Origin of the sequence: Agaribacterium sp. ZY112 (assembly GCF_041346925.1) — a bacterium.
GTDB lineage: Bacteria > Pseudomonadota > Gammaproteobacteria > Pseudomonadales > Cellvibrionaceae > Agaribacterium.
Map to the genome: position 1 here is coordinate 2205255 of NZ_CP166840.1, position 17855 is coordinate 2223109.

Annotated in this window: 12 protein-coding genes; 8 read left to right on the top strand and 4 right to left on the bottom strand. The window is 45.5% G+C overall.

From position 1 onward, the window contains the following. Window positions 1-2: 2 nt before the first annotated feature. Window positions 3-1244 carry an efflux RND transporter periplasmic adaptor subunit gene (locus AB1S55_RS09680; protein ID WP_370977810.1) on the bottom strand — a complete coding sequence of 414 codons (1242 nt, stop codon included), beginning with the start codon at window positions 1242-1244 and terminating at the stop codon, window positions 3-5. Between the two features lie 344 nt (window positions 1245-1588). Between AB1S55_RS09680 and AB1S55_RS09685 the strand changes: the two genes are divergently transcribed. The 8 genes from AB1S55_RS09685 (at window position 1589) to AB1S55_RS09720 (ending at window position 8824) form a co-directional block, all read left to right on the top strand. Next, complete coding sequence (locus AB1S55_RS09685) at window positions 1589-2977, top strand: sigma-54-dependent transcriptional regulator (RefSeq protein ID WP_370977811.1); 1389 nt, start codon at window positions 1589-1591, stop codon at window positions 2975-2977. Window positions 2978-2986: 9 nt separating this feature from the next. Continuing rightward, window positions 2987-4330, top strand: a complete 1344-nt coding sequence (locus AB1S55_RS09690; RefSeq protein WP_370977813.1) for a PAS domain-containing sensor histidine kinase — start codon at window positions 2987-2989, stop codon at window positions 4328-4330. A gap of 80 nt (window positions 4331-4410) precedes the next feature. Next, complete coding sequence (locus tag AB1S55_RS09695; protein WP_370977815.1) at window positions 4411-4953, top strand: N-acetyltransferase family protein; 543 nt, start codon at window positions 4411-4413, stop codon at window positions 4951-4953. Window positions 4954-5021: 68 nt separating this feature from the next. Then, window positions 5022-5630: an N-acetyltransferase family protein gene (locus AB1S55_RS09700; RefSeq protein ID WP_370977817.1), complete on the top strand. Its 609-nt coding sequence runs from the start codon at window positions 5022-5024 to the stop codon at window positions 5628-5630. A 33-nt stretch (window positions 5631-5663) separates the two neighbouring features. Next, a complete protein-coding gene (locus tag AB1S55_RS09705) occupies window positions 5664-6566 on the top strand; it encodes a TraB/GumN family protein (protein WP_370977818.1) in 903 nt (300 codons plus the stop codon). 114 nt (window positions 6567-6680) lie between these two features. After that, the gene (locus tag AB1S55_RS09710; RefSeq protein ID WP_370977820.1) at window positions 6681-7196 is read left to right on the top strand and encodes a hypothetical protein; all 516 of its coding nucleotides are present in this window, start codon (window positions 6681-6683) and stop codon (window positions 7194-7196) included. A 96-nt stretch (window positions 7197-7292) separates the two neighbouring features. Further along, on the top strand, window positions 7293-8153 hold the full coding sequence (locus AB1S55_RS09715; RefSeq protein ID WP_370977822.1) for a helix-turn-helix transcriptional regulator: 861 nt from the start codon (window positions 7293-7295) through the stop codon (window positions 8151-8153). A 98-nt stretch (window positions 8154-8251) separates the two neighbouring features. Continuing rightward, the gene (locus tag AB1S55_RS09720) at window positions 8252-8824 is read left to right on the top strand and encodes a YbhB/YbcL family Raf kinase inhibitor-like protein (protein ID WP_370977823.1); all 573 of its coding nucleotides are present in this window, start codon (window positions 8252-8254) and stop codon (window positions 8822-8824) included. A gap of 75 nt (window positions 8825-8899) precedes the next feature. Here AB1S55_RS09720 and AB1S55_RS09725 read toward each other — a convergent pair whose 3' ends face one another. The 3 genes from AB1S55_RS09725 to AB1S55_RS09735 all read right to left on the bottom strand — a co-directional run bounded on the left by AB1S55_RS09725 (window position 8900) and on the right by AB1S55_RS09735 (window position 17693). After that, window positions 8900-10027 (bottom strand): serine hydrolase domain-containing protein, encoded by a 1128-nt coding sequence (locus tag AB1S55_RS09725; RefSeq protein WP_370977825.1) that lies wholly within the window; start codon window positions 10025-10027, stop codon window positions 8900-8902. A 280-nt stretch (window positions 10028-10307) separates the two neighbouring features. Then, window positions 10308-14765: an Ig-like domain-containing protein gene (locus AB1S55_RS09730; RefSeq protein ID WP_370977827.1), complete on the bottom strand. Its 4458-nt coding sequence runs from the start codon at window positions 14763-14765 to the stop codon at window positions 10308-10310. Window positions 14766-15179: 414 nt separating this feature from the next. After that, a complete protein-coding gene (locus tag AB1S55_RS09735) occupies window positions 15180-17693 on the bottom strand; it encodes a family 43 glycosylhydrolase (protein ID WP_370977828.1) in 2514 nt (837 codons plus the stop codon). Window positions 17694-17855: the final 162 nt, after the last annotated feature.

Here is a 17855-nt window from a genome sequence, read left to right on the forward strand (position 1 = left end):
GCTTAGTCCTCAATTAGGATCCGATCTATATTGCGATAGTTGTTGTAGCTAGAAACGATAATTTTCTCGCCGGCCTCTAGGCCTTCGAGAATCTCTAGGTGATCTGGGGTGCGACGACCAAAACGTACGTCGCGTCGGTAGGCGTGGCTGCCGTCTTTACTTAGTACAAACACCCAAGCCCCCCCACTTTCTTGAAAGAAGCTGCCGTTATCGACAATCAGGGCTGGTTCGCGTTGACTGAGACTGAGGCGGGGTTTTAAGCTTTGACCACGGCGTATATATTCAGGAGCTTGATCGACAAAGAGCAGGTCAATTTCAAATTCGTTATTGCGTACTTCAGGATAAATCTTGCTAAGCTCTAGCTCGTAGTTTTGGCCTTCTATTATAAGGTCTGCACGCTGCCCGACGGCTAATTTCCGCAAGTAGAACTCGCTGACACTGCCGCTAAGTTTGTAACGGCTGATATCGTCTATTTGGCCAAGACGCTCCCCCCTGTCTTTGCTTTCACCGATCTCGGCGTTAAAGTCACTTAGGCGCCCATCACGAGGGGCTGTAACATTGAGGTTGTCGAGATTAGAGCGTGCTATAACCAAGTTCTTTTCTTGTTGTTTTACATTAGCTTCAAGCTGCTCGATTTGAGCCATGCGCATAAGCTCTTCGGCTTCTTGGCTTTCAAGTGTCAGTTCGCGCCGCTTTTTCATATAGTCCAGCTCATCACTGATACTGTCTATCTCTTCTTGACCGATATAATCTGCTACTTTTTGACGGCGATCTAAGCGGCGCTTAAGCCGTTTAATTTCATAATCAATGTCCACTAAGTCACGTTTTAAACTAAGTCGATTTTGCTCTATGGCCAGTTTGGTATTACGCAGATCATTGAGTTGTTCGCTCACCTGCGCCTCTCTTGAAATAATATCGAGCTGCAATGCAGTATTACTTAATTCAAGTAAGGGCTGGCCAGCCTTAACGAGCTCGCCTTCTTCTACAAATATTTGTTCGACTCGACCGCCTTCAATCGCATCAAGATAAACCGTTTTATAAGGCTCAACATAAACTCGTAGAGCTAAATAATCTTCAAACATTGCATCGCGAGCGCTGGCGATACTTAAGCGTTCTCCGTTAACACTAAAGCTATTACCGCTGCTTGTTGCAGAAGCAGCAAAATAAATAAGCAGTGCCAGTGCGCAAATACTTAAAGCCCAATACCAGCGACTTTTTTTACTTTTTGTTAGCTTTTTATCCATCTGTGTGCGGGTAACCTAGTTATTTTTAGCCATGTAGGCTTGAGCTTGTGTATTTAGACGGCGCTTAGTGCGCCCGTGCAATGCTAACTAGTACTGCCAGCTTTGTGCCAACTAATAAATGCTATATAAAACAAGGGTTTAGGGTTTTTTGCTTAGGTCTTATGTTCGCTGTGTATACAGTGGGTGTTCGCAGGCGTACACTTTGCAGCTTGTGAAATACAGAATGAACAGTGTGGCGGGTTCTAGTAATACGAAAGTCAGTAGCGTAATAGCGCAGGATCGATACCCAGTAGATAAAAAACACTGCCTAGATAAAGCAAGTTTTAACATTTGAATGAGTAAGTATGGCCAAACAACAAGCGTGTGTTGCAGTTATTGATGATGACAGAGATATTCTGCTGGCAGCAGAGCTCTTGCTCAAACGCCATTTTTCTAAGGTGCTTTGTTATGAGCGGCCTGAGCTTTTAGCTGAGGCCCTTAAAACGGAAACCATCGATATCTTTTTGCTAGATATGAACTTTGCCCTTGGTGTTAATACAGGGGAGGAGGGCTTGCAGTGGTTGCAGTATATTCTTAAGGTGCAAAGTGATGCTGTTGTTTTACTTATGACGGCCTATGGTGATATTGAAACATCGGTTAATGCTATTAAGCTAGGTGCCGCTGACTTTATTTTGAAGCCTTGGCAAAACGAAAAACTACTGGCCACTCTTAACTCAGCCATGCTGTTGGCTCAAAGCAGGCTGCAGGTTAAAGTCCTCAAGCAACATCATAATCCTACTCGAAAAGACATTATTGCTGATGCTCCAGCGATGCAACAGGTCATGAAACTGGCTCAGCGTGCGGCTGCAACGGATGTGAATGTGTTGGTGCTTGGCGAAAATGGTACTGGCAAAGAAGTCATCGCCAATGAAATTCATCGTTTAAGCCCGCGGGCAGCAGAACTTCTGGTTAGTGTTGACTTAGGTGCTGTGCCTGAAACCTTATTTGAAAGTGAGCTGTTTGGACACAAGAAGGGCGCATTTACGGGGGCTCAAGCTGATAGAGCGGGGCGCTTTCAGGCTGCTAATGGTGGCACCTTATTCTTAGATGAAATCGGCAACCTTCCTTTGCACTTACAAGCTAAGCTGTTACGCGTGCTAGAAACGCGAGAGGTTACCCCGCTGGGGGCAGATAAAAGCACCGTCGTTGATGTGCGCTTGATTTGTGCTACCAATATGCCTTTACAGCAACTGGTCGATGAGGGGCGCTTTAGGGCTGATCTGTTTTATAGAATTAATACGGTACAGCTGGAGTTGCCAGCATTAAGAGAACGTATTGTTGATATTCCTTTGCTTTTAGAGTTTTTTATTAAAAAAAGTGCAGAAAAATACCGTATTCCTGCTAAGCGACTGAGCCCCGACGCACTTAAACAACTATGTGCTTATGCGTGGCCAGGCAATGTTCGCGAGCTCGCTCACGCTGTTGAACGTGCACTTATATTAAGTGATGACGATATTCTAAATGTGTCGGATTTTTTAGCTCAGAGTCGCTCATACTTAGATCAAACAGAGACAAAAGCCGATTTTTTTGAACGCGATGATGGCCTATTAAGTGATTGTAATTTAGAGCGGGTAGAAAAAATGGCGATCGAACAGGCCATTAAGAAACACAAGGGAAATATTAGCCATGCCGCTCAAGAGCTAGGTATTACTAGAGCTTCACTGTATCGTCGTATTAAAAAGTACGAAATTTAAGGAGGGGCTATGGATTTTCGTATCCGTTTTAAATTACTGTTTCTGCTTCAGTTATTGATTATTGTGGCCTTGGTTCTGCTCGATGTTAAATTAATTTATGAAGGCCAATACCCATTAGCGAGTACCTTGGTAGGTCTGTTGGCTGTTGCGGCTGTGTTTTACCTTATACATTATGCTGAGCGAAGTTTTCGCATCGCAGATCAATTTTTTAGTGCCGCCTTGAGTGGCGATTTTACTCAGCAACTTGGTGGGAATAGCTTTAGTCATAGTTTACAACATAGCTTCAATGAGTTGAGTAAAAAGTTTAAGGATGAACGCCTTAAACATGAGGCAGAAAATAGCTTTCTGCGCGCATTGGTTCGGCAAGCTCCCGTGGCGATTTTGTCTTTTGATGAACTTGGTCGATTTAGTTTATACAATCTAGCTGCAGCAAAACTATTTGGTCTTGCCTCTCCTAATAATGTCAGTGAACTAGATGTTAATTACCCAGGCTTAAGTGAAAAGCTGGTGCAGTTAAATGCAGGCTCTCGTACAGTGTTGAAAGTGCATAAAGAGGGGGTTGAACAGAGCCTAATGATGTCTGCTACCTATGCACTATTAGACAATAAACAGCAGTGTTTAGTCACTATCGAAAATATCGGCCGAGAGCTCATGGATGCGGAATACATTGCTTGGCGAAATTTAATTAGCGTGCTAACTCACGAAGTTATGAACTCTGTGACCCCTATTGTTTCCCTCGCGACCACATGTCGAGACATTCTTTTACAAGATGATTTGTTGCAACTTCCAAGTGATGAGCTTAAAAGTGAATTAGATGATGCCACTAAAGCAATGAAGACCATCGCAGGGCGCAGTCAAGGTATTATGAGTTTTGTGCAAGGTTATAGGAAGTTAAGCTTAATTCCGAAGCCAGAATTAAAACCCATTGAATTGTATTTGTTATTTGACGAGCAGGCTCGTTTGCATAAGAGCGTTTGTGAGCAGCATGCTATTGCTTTATCGTGGAATTGCACGCCTTCAAGTTTGACGGTTCATGCCGATAAACAACAATTGGAGCAGGTGCTTTTAAACCTTCTTAAAAATGCAGTTGAAGCTTTAGAGGGCTGTGTTGACAAGCAGTTAGATTTAATTGCTGAGCAGCGTGTTGGTGCCGTTGTCATAAGTGTGCAAGATAATGGCAATGGTATTACAGATGAGGTACTCGAGCAGATTTTTGTGCCTTTTTTTACAACAAAACGGCAAGGCTCTGGTATAGGCATGGCACTAACACGCCAAATTATGCATGCCCATGGTGGTCAGGTGAGTGTTCAGTCTAAAGAGAAGAAGGGCACCAAGGTTGAGCTGATCTTTTAAGTGAGTGTCATATCACGATAATAGCTCTAAGCTCCTGTCCATAAAGGGCAAGCATCGGTGCTTATCGTCAAGAGGGGAAAATGCACAGTAGTAAAGACATAAATTACCGCATTGCAGGTATAGATGATGTCGCAGCAATTGCGGCTTTGCATGCACTTAGTTGGCAGCAGAATTATAAGGATGCACTTCAGGCTGAATATTTGGCAGAGAAGGCAGTAGAGGAGCGCCTAAGCTTATGGCAACAGCGCTTTGCCAAACCTGTGAAAGATCAAGTCGTTTTTATTGCTGAGCAGAGCGGTGAGCTGCTTGGTTTTGCTGCTTTATTTTATCGAGGCAGTGAGCGTTGGGGAGCGTATTTGGATAACTTACACGTGAAGTCAGGTTTACAGGGGCGGGGAATTGGTAAAGCCTTGTTAAAGCGGTTGGCTGCCTACTTGTTACAGCATTGCCCAGAGCAGCAGTTGTGCCTTTTGGTGAATCAAAACAATCTTAAGGCTCAGGCTTTTTATCGAAAGCTGGGTGCGGTTAATGCGGAAGGCTCGTGTTGGAATGCGCCAGATGGTAGTGTTGTGCCCACGTACTGGTTTGTATGGCAGAAGCCAGCGTCGATTCTTGAGTGTTAATCTTGTTTGTTAGTTAGTTTAGACTCGCTGTGCATCTGTCTTCAGTTCATGTTTAGAGAGGGAGTCTCATGGATGTTGTTTATCGTCTTGCTCAACGTGCAGATATTGAGCTGATTCTTGAGCTGCATGCTCGCTACCAAATAGATACCATTGCAGATGACGATCGCAAAGATGGTTTTATCACTACGGCTTTTACCAAAGAGCAATTAAAAGAGCTTATTGACAAAGAGCAGGGGCTTTTTGTGGCTCAAAAAGGCGAAACCATTGTGGCGTATGTTATGGCTGCATCGTGGCTATATTGGTCTCGCTGGCCTATGTTTGCACATATGGTCGCTGGTCTGTCGGAACTAGAGTACGAAGGCTATCGCCTTGATGTTGTTAACTCTTATCAATATGGCCCGGTCTGTGTCGACAAATCAGTACGTGGTCAAGGTGTATTTGAAGCCGTGTTTTATTTTGCTCTGCAAGCAATGGCCAATCGTTACCCTGTTTTAGTCACTTTTATCAATAAGGTAAACACTCGCTCGTTTGCGGCTCATACTAAGAAAGTTGCTTTACAAGTTATTCATGAGTTTGAGTTTAACAATAACCATTATTATGAATTGGCCTGCTTGACGGAATTGGTCTCCCATCGAGAGGCAAAAGCCTTATCAGACATGTCATTTAATCGTGCCTAACATACGTGATATCTGGAGAATAAAGTGAAAGCAATGCAATTATTACTAAAGCTTAAAGCGCAGGCCTTTGTTGGTCTTATGTGTTTGACTGTGAGTTTTTTTGTGGTGTCAGCGTATGCTGAGCAAGGCCCCTCTAGTTCGGTATGGAAAATCAGCTCGGGTAAAAATAGTTTTTATCTTGGTGGCACGCTACATGTACTAAAAGAAAGCGACCATCCTCTACCTAAGGCTTATGAGCAAGCCTATCAGGCGGCTGATACCATCGTTTTTGAAGCCGATATCAGCGCATTGGAAGATCCTGCGACCCAAGTGCGTTTGGGTATGGCCCTAATGGCAAAAGACGGGCAAATGCTGCAACAAGTGCTCAAGCCAGAGACTTATCAAAAGCTCAATGAGTACGCTGTAAGTCGAGGCATGGCTATGCAACAGTTTGCTCCTTTTACTGCCAGTGGTGTTGCGCTTATGCTTGCTTCAATAGAGTTAACTCGGCTTGGTTATACCTCGGAATGGGGGGTAGAGCAGACCATTAATAATCAAGCCGTGAAGGATAAAAAGGGGCTGACAGCACTTGAGACGGCTGATCAGCAGATTGCGATGTTGAGTACCTTAGGGCAGGGTAAAGAAGATGAGTTAGTGCTTTATACCTTAAACGATATCCTGAGTTTGCCGCAGATCTTGGCTGATATTAAGGCTGCTTGGCGTTCAGGAGATTTGGCCTCATTGGAGAAGGAGTTCATTGTTGAGTTTAAGCGTGATTATCCTGATGTTTACGACAGCCTTTTGCTTGAGCGTAATAAAGATTGGATGCAGCAGTTTGAACCGATGATGGCTTCTGAAGCGACAGAATTTGTTTTGGTGGGGGCTATGCATTTAGTTGGTGAAGATGGTCTATTGCGCAGCCTAAAAGCCAAGGGTTACACGCTTGAGCAGCTTTAGTTTAATTTGCTTGATGACTTAATCTATGGAACTCTTGACCTGTGTGTAAGCCCCGTTAAGCTTGCGTTTTTATGTTGTAACTGAACAGGCTTTAGCCTTTAAAAGAGGAATACAATGAACAAATTACAAGCACTCTTTGTTGCCGTTACTTTAAGCCAGGCCGGAACTGTAAGTGCAGAGCAGGTTTTTTATTTTCCTACTAAGGGCCAAAGCCCCGAGCAGGTGACGAAAGAAACCGATGAGTGTTCTACTTGGGCGATATCACAAACGGGGTTTGATCCCAAGAAGGCGCCTAGCGCTCAAGCTCTGGCCCAAGAAAACTTAGCTAAGAACCCCGCTCAAGAAAAGAGTCATGACAGGGCTGTATTACGCGGCGCCGCTCGCGGTGCGATTGTGGGGTCAACTGTTGGTCGTTGGAACGATAATGATCGTACCACAGCGGGCAGTGTGGGTGCTGTTGCCGGCGCCGCATCGGCAAGTAAAGGTGCTCAAAAGCAGGAAGCTCAACAAGAGCAAGCACGTCAGCAGCAGGCTCTTCAGCAGGCGCAAGCTACTTTGGATGAGCAAAATAATACCTTTAACCGTGCAATGGCGGCGTGTATGGATAGCAAAGGCTATAACATTCGTTAATTGGCCATGTATTTCTGTTTGTCTTCTATTTCTTAATTCGTTGTTTCAAGTAATAACACGTCTTGCTAGGCGTGTTATTGATGCGTTTATTACCTTATGAATTCTCTTATTGGCTCTGTTTCTCTCGCTCAGGCTTACGCAGAATCTTCCGGACTTGAGCTGCCTTTTTCTATCTATCGTTCTCTAGGAGAGCAAAAGTTACATAATGTGCCGGTATTAAAACCGATGCTTATTGTGGTCTTAGGTGGTGAAAAGCAATTAGGTACTAAGGGGGAGCTCTTTTGTGGGCTTGGGCAGTTTATTTTCTTGTCTGATCATCCTGCCATCAATATGCGAAATATTCCTAAAGCTGACCCGTATTTAGCTTTATTAATTGAGTTTGAATTACACGATTTTTCAGTATTAGAAAATACCATGCCTACTCATTTAGAGCAGTGCCGCACACCGACGCTAAGCGAGCATCATTTGGCCCGACATTGCACTGGCCTTGTTACAGAACCACTTGAGCTTTGTTTAAGGCAGTTTGTTGAAAGCGTGACGTGGGCCCCTAAGGAGCTGTGGGCTGCTCGTAGAAAAGAATTGCTTTTGTTATTGCAGCATTTAGGTTTTGGTGACGTTTTTAAAACGGTGGGGCATGCCAAGCTGAGTTATCGTATATACGAACTCTTTAGAAAGGAGCCTGCAAAAGAATATAGTATGGCTGAGCTTTGTACTTATTTTGCTTTGAGTGAATCTACCCTACGTAGGCGTTTAAGTGCCGAAGGAAGCGGCGTGCAAGCCATTAAAGATCAAGTGCGCTTGGGTTTGGGTTTGCATTTATTACAAACGACGGAGCTTGCCATTGGTTTAATTGCTGAGCGCTGTGCTTATTCATCCGCCTCTCGGTTTACAGAGCGTTTTAAAGAGCGCTTTGCTTTAACGCCGTCTGAGCTGAGAAAAACAAGGGTGACGCCTTAGGGCTAAACCTTGGCTTTTCAGGGCGCACACAGCCAAAGCAGATTCGCTATGATGATGTCTCTTTAAATGAAAACACTTTTATTAAGGCAGGATGACTTATGAAACCATTGTTAGCGACAAGCTCACGTGTACTTTTGATTTCTTTATTGGGGCTTATTTCCCTATCAACATTGGCGGCTTCTTTAACATTGTCGAGCACAGATATTAAAGAGGGGGCTTTTATGTCTAAGGCTCAAGAGTTTAAGGGGTTTGGCTGTGATGGAGGAGATATTTCACCGCAGTTGTCTTGGTCTGGCGCACCACAAGGAACCAAGAGTTTTGCCATTACCGCTTACGATCCAGATGCACCAACAGGCAGTGGTTGGTGGCATTGGCAGCTTGTTAATATTCCGGCCACAGTGAGTGAACTAAAGGCCGGTGCCGGTTCCTTAAATAGCGGCTTATTGGCCAAGGGGGCTTTGCAAATAAACAATGATTACGGTCAGGCTTCTTTTGGCGGCGCCTGTCCTCCTCCTGGGCACGGTGTTCACCGTTATCGTTTTACCGTTCACGCTCTTTCTGTTGAGAAATTAGAGCTGCCAGAAGGCGCTTCTTCCGCGTTAGTGGGGTATATGATTAATGCTAATGCCCTTGCTACGAGCACGATAGAAGCCTTATACGAGCGTAAATAAAGGTAGGTCCAATAGCCTCTAAGCCAGTTGAACTCTCACTTAACGGGCCCTAATTAAACCCTTGTTTAACTCTGCTTAGGGCTCGGTTTTAGCTGCCTTATCCATATCTTGAATCAAGGCGTAGAAAAGATCCCAGGCCTGTTTTTGGGCAAGTTCGATATTGCTGTCATTGCTGGTAAAGGCCATGACAGCATTGTAATCGGGCACGATTGTTAATAAGGCATACCAAGCAGTATTAGAGCCATTGTGCCAAAGCTGGCGCCCTGATGAAAATTCGGCGTTGTGCTCGACTATCCAGCCACTCGCATAATTATTTAGTTCCGCTTTATGTAATTGCTTAAAGTTGGCTTCACTTAAAAGCTGGCTATGGCCCTGTTCGCCTTTGAGGTGCTCGTGGCCGTAGTACAGTAGGCTTTTTAAATCCATATGCAAAGTGCCGGCAGGGCCGATTAATGGGCTGTTATCAAAGTCTTCGAGCGAAAAGTAAAAACCAAGCATCGACTTATGGCCACGAGGCTGGCTTAGTTTTCCTGTATCGTCTTTTGGGGCGCCAAAACCATAATTATTAATAGTGATGGGGCTCATAACCTGTTCGCCAATTTGCTGCTCCCAGGTTTGGCCCATGAGCTCTTCTGCAACAACTCCAAGTGTGCTGTAACCGGTATTTGAATATAAAAACGTGCTACCGGGCGGGGTAAGTGGCTTGGCTTTTAGGGTTTCTAGTACCAATTTTCGTCTGGCGGCAATGCGTTCTTTACCTTCACCTGCTTTACGGAAAACACTTGTAAATGAAAAATTGGCAGGTAGGCCCGAGCGGTGTTGGGCTAATTGCTCAATGGTAATTTGAGCGGCCTCTGGGTGAAGTTGTTCTTTGGGGAAAATCTCAGCCAGGCGTGTTTGCCACTGTAATTTGTCCTGCTCGATTAGACGAGCGATCAGTGTAGCTGTGACTGACTTGGTAATAGAGCCTATATGCCATAGGTCTTGCGTACTGACCGCAATGCCGCTGCCTTTTTTTCGCTCGCCATAAGCACTAATGCCAATGAGTGTATCGCCACATAATAAGCCTGCACTGGCGGCAACGAGTTTACTCTCTTGTTGAATGCGTTTGAGTCTTGTATCAAGTGTCTGAGCAAGGCTAGATATTTTATTTGATGAGGTGCAGCCATTAAGGTCATTTGCGAAGCTGGAGTCAACAAACATAAGCAGACCTAATAATAAGAGACGATGGTTAAAGCGGCTAAAAAAACGCATAGCGGTATTTTAAGGCAAGGATTTTAGCCAATGATGCTATCAAGTTCTTTGTTGTTATAGGCGCCATAAAGCTGGGCAGGGGAAGAGGGGGCTCGAAGGGAAAGTATTAAGGAAAGTTATAGGCATAAAAAAACCCGAGCTTTTTACTAAGACGCTCAGCGCGTTTAGCAGAAAGTTCGGGCTTTAAAGCCACTTCAGTATTGAAGTGGCTAATCAGCTTAAGCTGTATTTAGTGTCTCCAGCGAGACTTTTTCTTTAGTTCTTTCCAATCAATGGTAGACCAATCACGCGTTGCACAAGCTCTGCGAGTACACATTCTCATAAGTGCACGTACATCTCTTGGTGTAACCTTACCGCTGCCGTCAAAGTCATATTCTGGCTTCAAGTCAGCAGGGTTGCGGAACAAGCGCAAGAAGGCGCGAATGTCTTTGCGGTCGATGTCTTGATCCCAATCGAAGTCACCTAATACACCAATACTTGGATCAAGAGGGAAGTCATCGATAGAGTCTTCAACGCCATCGTTATCGTCATCTTCATCGGTGCTATTGCCAATACCGTCATTGTCGGTATCGGCTTCGATGATTGGGAAGGCTCCACCAATAGTGTGCTTTAAGCCATCTGAAGCAAGGAAGCTGGCGAATAGGAAGTACATATGACCTTCCGGAAGGTCCGCTGATGGAGTCAGGCCTGCAAGTGAGATCGTTGCAGTACTGCTACCGGTCTGCTGACCTGAGGCTGTATCATCACTAACGTTGATATCATTGATGATATTCCAAGCTGCATCCACTTCACGAAGGTAATACTGAATTCCTCCGTCTACGGTTGCGTCAGTACCAGCTTCAAAGTTTGCGCTTAGTTCAAGGCTTTCGCTGTTAAGGAAGGTGCGACTGTAATCGGCCTCATTTTCCAAAACTAAAGAACCTGGAACATAAGGGTCTTCGATAGTGATTGGGAATACACCTTGTTCAACAAACATAAAGGTGCCGAGCTCATCGTAGAATTCAGCGTACAGATAGTAGAAGCTGCCTTCAGGTAGATCTGCACTTGGTACTAAGCCTTCAAGAGGGATTTCAGCAGTAGCAATACCGTTACGGGTGCCAATGCTGTTTACATCACTGGCCCAAGCTACGTCGTTAAAGGTGGTCCAGCCTGCATCGATTTCACGCAATACAAAACGCACACCATCGTTATATCCATTGATGGTATGACCTGTACCTGCATCGTAGGCAGCAGAAACCGTTAGTACGCCATCGGTTAAGTAAGTGGTGCTGGTGTAGGTATCCGTATTTTCTAAAGCAATCGAGGCTGGTACTGGTACTTCTACGTCGCCTTCAACAATGTTGATAGGAGTGACGCCTTGTGAATAAACCAATACACCGTCATCGGTATAGAATTCTGCATAAAGATAGTAGAAGTTTTCTTCTGGTAATTCAGCGGTTGGTGTAACACCTTCAAGGCTTATGCTTGCACTAGCAAAACCATTTTGTTTGCCAATACTGTTTACATCACCTGCTGTCGCAATATCGGCAACCATGGCCCAGCCGGTTGTTAGCTCGCGCAAGACAAAACGAACACCGTCGTTGTATGCGTTTACGCTACGATCGCTTCCCGCTTCAAAGCTTGCAGTTGCTTCAATGACGCCGCCAGATTTGTACTCCGTGCTGCTGTAAGTCGAGGCATCTTCAAGGGTGACTGAAGCTGGAATAGGCCCCTCTGGATCTACTATTGAGATGTAGGGAATGCCGCCTGCGTATACCGGGGTGCCACCGCTTGTGTAAAACTCACCATGAATAAAGTAGAACTCACCTTCAGGCAATTCGGTGCTTGGGGTAAGGCCGGATAGGTTGAGGCTAACACGCGCAGTGCCATTTTGCTGGTCAACACTGGTGACGTCAGCTGCGATAGCAACATCGGACACAAGTGAATAATCGGCTCTTAAGTGGCGCAAGATAAAACGTACACCGTCGTTATAAGGGTTTACGGTTAAGTCGGTGCCAGCTTCAAATTGAGCAGTGATGTTTAAGGCTCCGCCTACATAGTAGTCTGTGCTGCTGTACTTTGATGGGTTGTCAAAAGACAGTTCCGCAGCAACAACTTCGTCTTCACCTGCCAGAATAATAATTGGCGAAACACCACCAATGGCATAGTCATTGCCGTCGGTCGAGTTCATTTTTGCGTATAAGAAGTAGAAGTTGCCTTCTGGTAAATCAGCTGTAGGTGTAACGCCTGCCAAAGGAATACTTACAGTTGATGTACCGCGTTGTTGACCAATGACGCTGCCGTCATAAGCAATAACGTCTTTAACTACGGCCCAGCTTGCTGTCATTTCACGCAAATAATATTGAACGCCACCATAAGTACCGCTTACTGTTTCGCCGGTACCCGCTTCAAAGAGGGTGCTGACTTCCATGCTCTCGCCGGAGACGTACTCGGTGCTGGTATAGATGCTTGCATCATCAATGCTCAGTGAGCCAGTCACAGGTTCTTCTACGGTGAGTGTTGCAGCAGCAGTAAATGAGCCTTCTTCGGACGTGGCAACAATATTGACTTGGCCTGCGGCTAAGGTTTGCACATGGCCATTCTGATCGACGGTTGCAATGCTTTCATCACTTGAGCTGTAAGTAAGCGCTTGGTTTTGAGCAAAGAAAGGCAATACCGAAGCCGTTACTTGTAAGCTATCACCAATGGCTAGAATTTGGCTACTAGGGCTGATTTTTACACCGCTAACAGGGGCGTTTTTCTCACGAATATCGCTGCTGAACTGCTTCGCTTCCATGGTGACGGAGCTGATGTGGCCTCCGGCATCAGGGAAGGTAACCGTAATGGTGTTACTCGCTTTAAGTGCGGACATCGCTACAGGTACTTCAATCAAGCCAAAGAAACGATCGCGCTTAGCTTGGTCGTCACCAGCAAACTGAGTAGGTACGTCGACTTCTTGACCGTTTACAGTTACAACAGGCTGCAGTGAGGCGCCATGGTCGCGGCCAAGGCCGATACGAATAACCGCTTCGCCGAAGTCAGAAGTACTTACGCCAGTAATGGTAAAACTGGTGGCTTGGTTTGCCAGAATTGGAGCGTAATAAGTTGATGCGTAGTATTTCTGTTCGCTTACTTGCTCATTCACTTGTAGTGAACTGTCAAAGCTATAAGCCAAGATGGCTGTTGCTTCAGGAGCAAGGGTAATCGAGTCAGGAGCGGTATTAAGCTCAGAAACACTTAGTTCTGGAGCATCGCCATTCAGAAATAGCTGCTTAACGGTGACGCCTTGGACAGCGGCTGTGTCAGCGCCAAACATATTCAACAATACTTGTTCTTGGTTGTTAGCTAAGTTGGCTAAGATCACATAAACGGTATCGCCATCAACATAGGTGTCGATCATGACGTCGGGGTTAGTGGTACGTGAATCTACGCGGGTACCGTTAACATCTGACCAAAGCTCGTAGAATTTAACTAGATCAGTAAATACCCACTCTTCACCGCTTTCACCAGAGGCTTCATTGGCCTGGCGTAATAAGCGCCAAGGATAGGGCTTTCCGTCTTCACGACCCCATTCGCCTTTGGTGACCATAAATGGAATGGTTTTTAGCATTTGGTCAGGGCGCGCCATAAATTGCATCATCATTGGGCTAAACGCTTTCATGATGTGCCAGTCGCGGTAAGGAGACCAATCTTGCTGCTCTAAGTTGTGGTCACGACCACCGTACTCAGAAATGATATAAGGTTTTACTTCGCCAAGAGCGATTTGGCTGTATTGCTCCATCATATCCAAAGTGGCTTCAATACGGCCGCCTTTGAAGTTAAGAGGGCCGACATAGCCATTCTCTTCTGCACTCCAGTGCGAGTTGAAGTCGTAAAGGTGAATAGAGAAGAAGTCCATATGATCGCCACTGGTATCAATGAACAACTTCATACGCTCTTCCCAGCGTTGGAAATCACGCTCTTCAAAGATAGGGAAGGCGGTTGTATAACCACCAATCATGACATCGCTATTTACTTTGCGAACGCCTGCGGCGACATCATTATGGAATTGGTAAACCTCGATAGGCTCCACATCACCTGTGGTTACTAATTCATATAGAGGTTCGTTAAGTACTTCTAAATATTTAGGACGTGGATGACCTTTGGTAACCGGCTCTCCGTCGTTGCGGTAAAATTGGTTGATGTACTGGCCCATGAAATCACCCATGGCATCGGCTCCGCCGATTTCCCAGCCTTCTCCACCGCAACAAGGGTTGGTGACGTGACCAGGCCAGAAGGTGTGTACCTGACCGCCAATCATAACGCCGGCTTTATCATCGTAGGCGTGCGCCCACTCTTTTTCGACACCGTACTGAGTTTGACGAACATAAGCGCCGTAGTTGGCAACCCAAGTAGGGTCAGCATAACCTGGGCGCTCTGGATCTTGCTCGGCTTGGTTCATATACCAGCCTAGTGACCCATTATCACGGCCAAAATAGACGTCTAATTCGTCAATTACATAAGCTAGTTTGTCTTCATCACCAGCCCATTCATTTTCAGTTGCAGTCGAGTGTAAAGTTAGATATTTCTTGCGGTCAAATTCCGAGTGCCCACCTACGTTGTGTTCAACGTTTAGGTTGATTTCAGTCTCGGTCTGAGCCTGCAATCCTAGGGGCAAGAGAAATGAGCAAGCAGCAAGCAGCGACTGTGCAGCCGTTATCGGTCTCATAAGCGGTCCTAACATATTGTTTTTTGTATAAAACTAGAGGTGTTGTGAAGCTGTGATTTTGTTATCACTTATGATGACATCACTACCAGCTAGTCTCAGTCCCCACCGTGACAATAGAGTTACTTCTTTCTAGTGACTCGGCTCGATGAATTCCCTTTGCCCCTTCGAAATCCATATATGAATAAGAGGCTTTGGCAATCCGGTGCTGGTATTCATCGCTAGCTCAATCTATCACAAAATCAAGAAAAGTGTAGTGATAAAGTATGGGTTTTGGCGAAATGAAACAAATATTTAAGTTTGGGTGCTAGGGTAACAAAAAGTGCGTAGAAGGAAGGGTCAAAATGGTGACTTTATGTGGTTTTTGGTGTCGCTAAGGGGATGGGAAAGGCGCCTTGTTGACGCCTAATGTATTCTTTATTGCAGGTCAAAGCGGTTGATATACATCCAGCCGCCGGGTTTGTCCCATACAAGAACATGGGAGAGCCCCCAACTAACACCTGCAGTTGGATCTGTGTCACTTACCGGCGAGCGATATAGGCCTTGGGCGTGAGGTAAATTATTGGCCGTGGACATGATTTCAAAATTAAGCCCGTCTTCGGCAAACTGAATCGTACCTCGTTCTGGGCCGTCTAAGGTGTTGATTAAAGCAATGCCTTCATCGTATTTCCAAATTACAAGTTCATGACCCGTATTAGTGATTGGATTGCTAGTCGATTTTACATAAGGTCCAAGTGGATCATCACTGATTGCGACCCCCCATTTGATCTCACGTTGACCAAAGTACTGCTCTTCCCCCATGCGCTCGCCTTTGTAATATAGGTGGAATTTACCATTAAAGTACAGCAACGTCGGGTCGTGTACTTTATGGCTGTCAAAGTCGCCTTTGGTGACGACATTAAAGCGATTGTCTTCATCGCCTAACCATTCACCGTTATTGGTGGCTTTTAAAATAGGCTCATCGAGTTTTGTCCAAGGCCCATGAGGTGAGGTGGCCCAAGACATACCCACGGTATTTTTCACTCGTCGTACGTAGGGGGCTTTAACTGCTTGATAGACCAAATAAAAGCGGTCTTCATGATACAGAATTTCGGGGGTGAAGATTGATCGATCGTCATAGCTACCAGCCGGCCCGCGTTCAATCGCAGGCCCTTGCTCTTGCCAGTGATAGCCATCAGCCGAGCTTGAGTAATACAAATCACATTTATCCCAAGGGAATACCTTGCCTTCTGGGTCGCCGCTATCAAAACCGACGACATCGCCTACGCAGTGGCTGTACCAAGTGTAATACAGCCCATCAACATAGATAACAGCACTTGGGTCTCGGCGTGTCACGTCTCTATCGGCGGCTAAATCGCCGGTGAGAGCTTGTTGGCTGAAGCTAACAGTCCATTCGCTCTGATTTGTGTAGTCCAAAGTTGGGCTGTTATTGCTTATGTAGCCTTCCCAGCGCAGAGTTGCGGCACTTTTTACTCGCCTGCGTAGGTTAAGTTCATGGTTATCTGAAGGTGCTAGAGCATCGATTTCTTTAAACATATAATCGGGGTGCTCCGCAATGAAGCCTTGGCTATTTGTACTTGATGATCGTAGTTCAAAAAAACCTGCAGCATCGCTTGTTGTACTTAGTGCGTCATCGAGTAACTTGATTGCAACGCCCGCAAGAGGCTCGTTAGTATCGGCATCCCGGATATGGCCACTATAGAGCGTGGCAGGATCAATGCTTGTTGTAAGGTTAATATTGCAATCAGCACTTAAGGGTGCGGTGCGATAGGTGAGGTTTTCTAAGCTGCCATTACAGCCGCTGATCGAGTCAATGACATAGCCACTCTCAAGCTCTAGCTGAAATTGAATGCTTTCATTGTCTGCAGCACCAGAGCGATTAGGTCTGATAGACGCTCCACTATCACTATTTGTTACAACAAGCCAGGCATCACTCTCTAGGTAGCTAAGCTGCCCTAAATCGTTTAAGTAATTAAGGCTATCTCGGCTAAGTTGATTATCACTGATGACCAGAGCCGTGAGGTGAGGATTGCTTGTTAAAGAAATATCTTCGAGTTTATTACTGTCGAGGCTTAGCTCTTGCAAATTGCTTAGTGCTTCAATGCCAGCCAGAGATACTATGTTTTCGTTGTTGCAAGTTAGCGCCGTAATTTGCGTAATATCGGTATATTGATGGACGGCAACATGGCGATTGACGCAATTTGCAAAGCTAAGATCTTCAAATTCAATACCCAGTACGCTTGGCTTTAGCTCGGTAGACAGGCTAAAGGACTCTAAATTCCATTGCCATTCAGAGCTGCCGATGGCTAACACGCGCAGGCGTATATCTCCTGCAGGCAAATCAAAGCCATTTGTTAATTCATGTGCTTGGAAGTTATCCCAACCTGACGCGTTAATTGGTCCAAGCTGCCCAAGGCTATTCCAGCTGCCGTTGTTTTCAATCAGTAATTCAATGCCGGTGTTCTCATCAGCATTGGTGCCCACGTTGAAGCTGGCGGTAAACTCCGCTTCATGGTTGTTGTACAGTTCATATTCAGCGTAATCGCCTGTATTAACATAATTAATAGCACCTTGATCGCCGGTGCTGTAGGTACCAATAGGCTCATCGTTACCATCATCAAAATCACCGCCGACCAGAGCAAATAATTCAGCTTCAACGTTAATGGTGTAGTTAGTGATTAGCGGTGGAACAGAAGACGTAGGGCTGGGTTGAGGGCTTGGCCGCCCCGAAGGTATGGTTGATGGTATAGGGCTAGGTACGGAGCTAGGTAGAGCGCTCGACTCTGGGTTGGGCTCTGGGCTTGAACTTGGTTTTGGGCTGTTGCTTGGGCCTGCCCCTGTATCATCTGGAGAGCTTGATGTTGATGAGCCGCCGCAAGCGCTAAGTGCGAGCGCGCCAACAAGTAACGAGTATTTGACTGTATTTTGCACAGGTTTTTACCTTTAGGTTTATGCCTTTGCTTCTATCTAGAGGGGCATTTTTTATTGAGGTTGGCTTACTTTCCCTGCGATGTATGGCTGTAAAAAGGGCGTAAAAGTACGCTTTTTTATCTAGTTCATCGTTATTTTTATACCTAATAGTGCCTTTTATTT

Bases quoted from the DNA above. Each gene is read 5' to 3' on its own strand.
- AB1S55_RS09680 (WP_370977810.1), bottom strand. From the start codon at position 1,244: ATGGATAAAAAGCTAACAAAAAGTAAAAAAAGTCGCTGGTATTGGGCT.
- AB1S55_RS09685 (WP_370977811.1), top strand. From the start codon at position 1,589: ATGGCCAAACAACAAGCGTGTGTTGCAGTTATTGATGATGACAGAGAT.
- AB1S55_RS09690 (WP_370977813.1), top strand. From the start codon at position 2,987: ATGGATTTTCGTATCCGTTTTAAATTACTGTTTCTGCTTCAGTTATTG.
- AB1S55_RS09695 (WP_370977815.1), top strand. From the start codon at position 4,411: ATGCACAGTAGTAAAGACATAAATTACCGCATTGCAGGTATAGATGAT.
- AB1S55_RS09700 (WP_370977817.1), top strand. From the start codon at position 5,022: ATGGATGTTGTTTATCGTCTTGCTCAACGTGCAGATATTGAGCTGATT.
- AB1S55_RS09705 (WP_370977818.1), top strand. From the start codon at position 5,664: ATGCAATTATTACTAAAGCTTAAAGCGCAGGCCTTTGTTGGTCTTATG.
- AB1S55_RS09710 (WP_370977820.1), top strand. From the start codon at position 6,681: ATGAACAAATTACAAGCACTCTTTGTTGCCGTTACTTTAAGCCAGGCC.
- AB1S55_RS09715 (WP_370977822.1), top strand. From the start codon at position 7,293: ATGAATTCTCTTATTGGCTCTGTTTCTCTCGCTCAGGCTTACGCAGAA.
- AB1S55_RS09720 (WP_370977823.1), top strand. From the start codon at position 8,252: ATGAAACCATTGTTAGCGACAAGCTCACGTGTACTTTTGATTTCTTTA.
- AB1S55_RS09725 (WP_370977825.1), bottom strand. From the start codon at position 10,027: ATGTTTGTTGACTCCAGCTTCGCAAATGACCTTAATGGCTGCACCTCA.
- AB1S55_RS09730 (WP_370977827.1), bottom strand. From the start codon at position 14,765: ATGAGACCGATAACGGCTGCACAGTCGCTGCTTGCTGCTTGCTCATTT.